This is a genomic window from Micromonospora parastrephiae (assembly GCF_016802865.1).
GTDB lineage: Bacteria > Actinomycetota > Actinomycetes > Mycobacteriales > Micromonosporaceae > Micromonospora > Micromonospora parastrephiae.
In genome coordinates, this window is sequence record NZ_JAEVHM010000358.1 from 1 (window position 1) to 2,747 (window position 2,747).

Here is a 2,747-nt window from a genome sequence, read left to right on the forward strand (position 1 = left end):
GTGCGGCCCGGCCGGCGCGCTGCGCCCGGGCGGCGGCCTCGGTTGCGGCAGTCCATCCAGGAGCGGGCCCGGCCGGCGGTGCCGCCCACCCACTCGCCGACGTCACTGGCGCCGTCACCGAGGCGGCGCAGCAGCCCGACCAGCGGATCGGTGGACCGGCTGAACTCCTCCCGGTACGACTCGGCGGCGGCCTTGATCTCCTCCGACACGCTGGTCGAGGAGTCGTCGTCGCGGCGCGGATAGTCCCCGGCCAGCACCCGCCCGTACGCCCCGGAGTCGATCCACTGCCGCAGCTGCGCCGCTCGCGCCACCGGCGCCGGGTGCGTGCTCCACGCCGTCATCCGGATCTTGTGCAGGCTGTCGCGCAGGTCGCCGCCGCCGGCGTACTCGGCTGCCTGCTCAAGGAACGCGGTCGTGTCCACCTGGGACAGGTCACCGCCACCGGCCAGCTTCATCAGCAACCGCAGCGCGGCGGCCGGATCCTGCCCGGCGAGCAGACCGGCGCGGTCGGCGCTGAGTTCCGCCTTGCGCCACCACTCCAGCATCGCCGCGATGATCGCCCGCAGCGCGAACGCGCCCACCGGCAACCAGCTCAGGTTGGCCGCCCACCGGGTGAGGATCATGAGCATGGTCTTGTAGACCGCGTGCCCACTGCCCACGTGCCCCAACTCGTGGCCGAGCAGGCAGCGCAGCTCGTCCTCGTCGAGCTGCTGCACGCAGGCGGAGTTCAGCACGACGAACGGCCGGTCCAGCCCGACCGCCTCGGCACCCAGCCACGGCGACTGCGTCACGTACAACTCGGGCAGCTCCGCGACGTCGAGCGCCGCCGCGGCCTCGGTGTAGCGCTGCCACACCGCCGGGTACTGCCGATGGTCGACCCGGATACCGGACGCCAGCACGGACAGCCGGAAGCCCCGCTCGTTCCACATGCCGAAGAACGCGCGTACCACGTCGTCGAAACCGCGCAGCTCACGCAACGCGACAAGAGCGCCCCGGTCGGCCGGATGCTCCCAGGCCCGCGAGCTGATGCCGGTGAGGGTGATCCGGCGCCGCGCTGGCGCGTCCGCTGCCGTCATGGTGGGCTCCCCGTTCGCCGTAGCTCCTCGCATCGTGCCCCAGCCGGTGGCCGCCGTCCATGCCCCGCTCAGCGGACCCGCACGTAGTACCGATCGGCGTCGAGCGGCAGGCTCGGCGCGCCGTCGACCACCAGGTCGGCGCGGGCCGCGGTGTCGTCGGCGGCGAAGTGCGCCCGCTCCCCCGCATGCCAACGGCGCAACTCGGGCAGGATCTGCGGGCCGTCCCGCTCCACCGCCCGGCTCAGCCGCAACGACGCGGGCGCCGTCACGAACACGGCCAGCGTCACCTCCGGCCGGACGACCGCACGGGCGGCGCTGACCCCCTCCAGCACCAGCACCGGCGCCACCGGCACCGGCACCGGGCGGGGCAGGAAGGAGCGCCGCACCCAGCTGTACCGCCGGTACGCGCCAGGCCTACCCTTCCGCAGCGGGGTCAGCACCTCCTCGTCCAGCCGGGGCCAGAAGGTGAGCTGATCGTCCCACCCGTCGAGCAGATCGTCGGTGTGCACCACCGGCGGCCGGCCGCCGGGCAGCGCCGCCAGGGCCTCCGCGAGGTGCGCGGCGAACCGGCTCTTGCCCGCGCCGCTCGGCCCGTCCACCGCCACGAGCCGGGTCCGCCCCAACCGCGCCGGGCCCGCGAGCACCCGACGCGCCAACTCGGCGTACGCCTCGACGACCACCACCGGCGGTACGTCCCGGGCGGCTCGCTCAGTCGACCCGCCGACGTCCACGGTCTCGTCCTGGGCGGCTCGCTCCGGCCGGCCGCCGACGTCCACGGTCCCGTGGCCTGGTGCGGGCCGACCGGTTCCGGGATTCAGCGCCGCTCCACGTGTTCCGGCCGCTCGATGGCGGATCCGTCCACGGGTGGCTCGGTGCGCCGGTTCCGGCGCGTGTCGTCGGGGCCGCGCCACTGCGCGCGCTCCGCGACGAGCAGCTCCCTGGTGACGAGTCCGTGCACGACCGAAGTATGACCCCCACCCACGCCTCGGAGTCCATTGCGAAAGATCAGTGCCAAGATCGACGCAGTTTCCGTGCTGTCGGCCTGTCCCGGCCGGCCGACGGGATACCCCGACATCAGGGAAACCGAGTCGATCACGGCGTGTGGGCCGCCCCACCCGCCGGGCTGACCCGCCCGACCGACCGCCGTCGCCCGTCCCGTCACGTCCGGGGGAATTGGGGCGGCGGCGGGTGACGCCGGGCCCGTTCGCCGCCCGAGGTGGCATCCCAATCGGCATCATCGGGTGGTGCTCCGAGACGTGATGAGCCCCGGCATCGACGCCCTGCTCGAACAGGCCCGAGCCGGGCTGCACCGACTGACCCCGCAACAGACCGTCGAAGCGGTCCGAGGCGGGGCGCTGCTGGTCGACACCCGTACCGAGACGCAGCGCCGCGAGCAGGGCGACCTGCCCGGGGCGGTCGTCATCGACCGGACCGTGCTCGAGTGGCGCCTCGATCCGGCCAGCGCCTGGCGCATCCCGGAGGCGACCGGCTACGACCGGGAGATCGTGCTGGTGTGCCGGCAGGGCTACAGCTCCAGCCTGGCCGCCGCCAGCCTCCAGACCCTCGGCCTCCGCCGGGCCACCGACATGATCGGCGGCGTCGACGCGTGGCTGGCCGCCGGCCTCCCGACCACGGACCGCCCCGCCGACATCCGCCCCTAAACCCCACCCA

4 protein-coding genes are annotated in these 2,747 nt (G+C 74.3%); 1 reads left to right on the forward strand and 3 read right to left on the reverse strand.

Annotated features, from left to right (window positions below):
- The 3 genes from JNW91_RS30920 to JNW91_RS30930 all read right to left on the reverse strand — a co-directional run.
- On the reverse strand, positions 1 to 1,076 hold a 1,076-nt coding region (locus tag JNW91_RS30920), incomplete at its 3' end, for a M48 family metallopeptidase (RefSeq protein ID WP_203178992.1).
- Positions 1,077 to 1,144: 68 nt separating this feature from the next.
- Complete coding sequence (locus JNW91_RS30925; RefSeq protein ID WP_309244534.1) at positions 1,145 to 1,852, reverse strand: uridine kinase family protein; 708 nt, start codon at positions 1,850 to 1,852, stop codon at positions 1,145 to 1,147.
- A 38-nt stretch (positions 1,853 to 1,890) separates the two neighbouring features.
- The gene (locus JNW91_RS30930) at positions 1,891 to 2,034 is read right to left on the reverse strand and encodes a hypothetical protein (RefSeq protein WP_203178993.1); all 144 of its coding nucleotides are present in this window, start codon (positions 2,032 to 2,034) and stop codon (positions 1,891 to 1,893) included.
- A 301-nt stretch (positions 2,035 to 2,335) separates the two neighbouring features.
- On the opposite strand from JNW91_RS30930, the gene JNW91_RS30935 reads away from it, so the two are divergent.
- On the forward strand, positions 2,336 to 2,737 hold the full coding sequence (locus JNW91_RS30935) for a rhodanese-like domain-containing protein (RefSeq protein ID WP_203178995.1): 402 nt from the start codon (positions 2,336 to 2,338) through the stop codon (positions 2,735 to 2,737).
- The last annotated feature ends 10 nt before the right edge of the window (positions 2,738 to 2,747 follow it).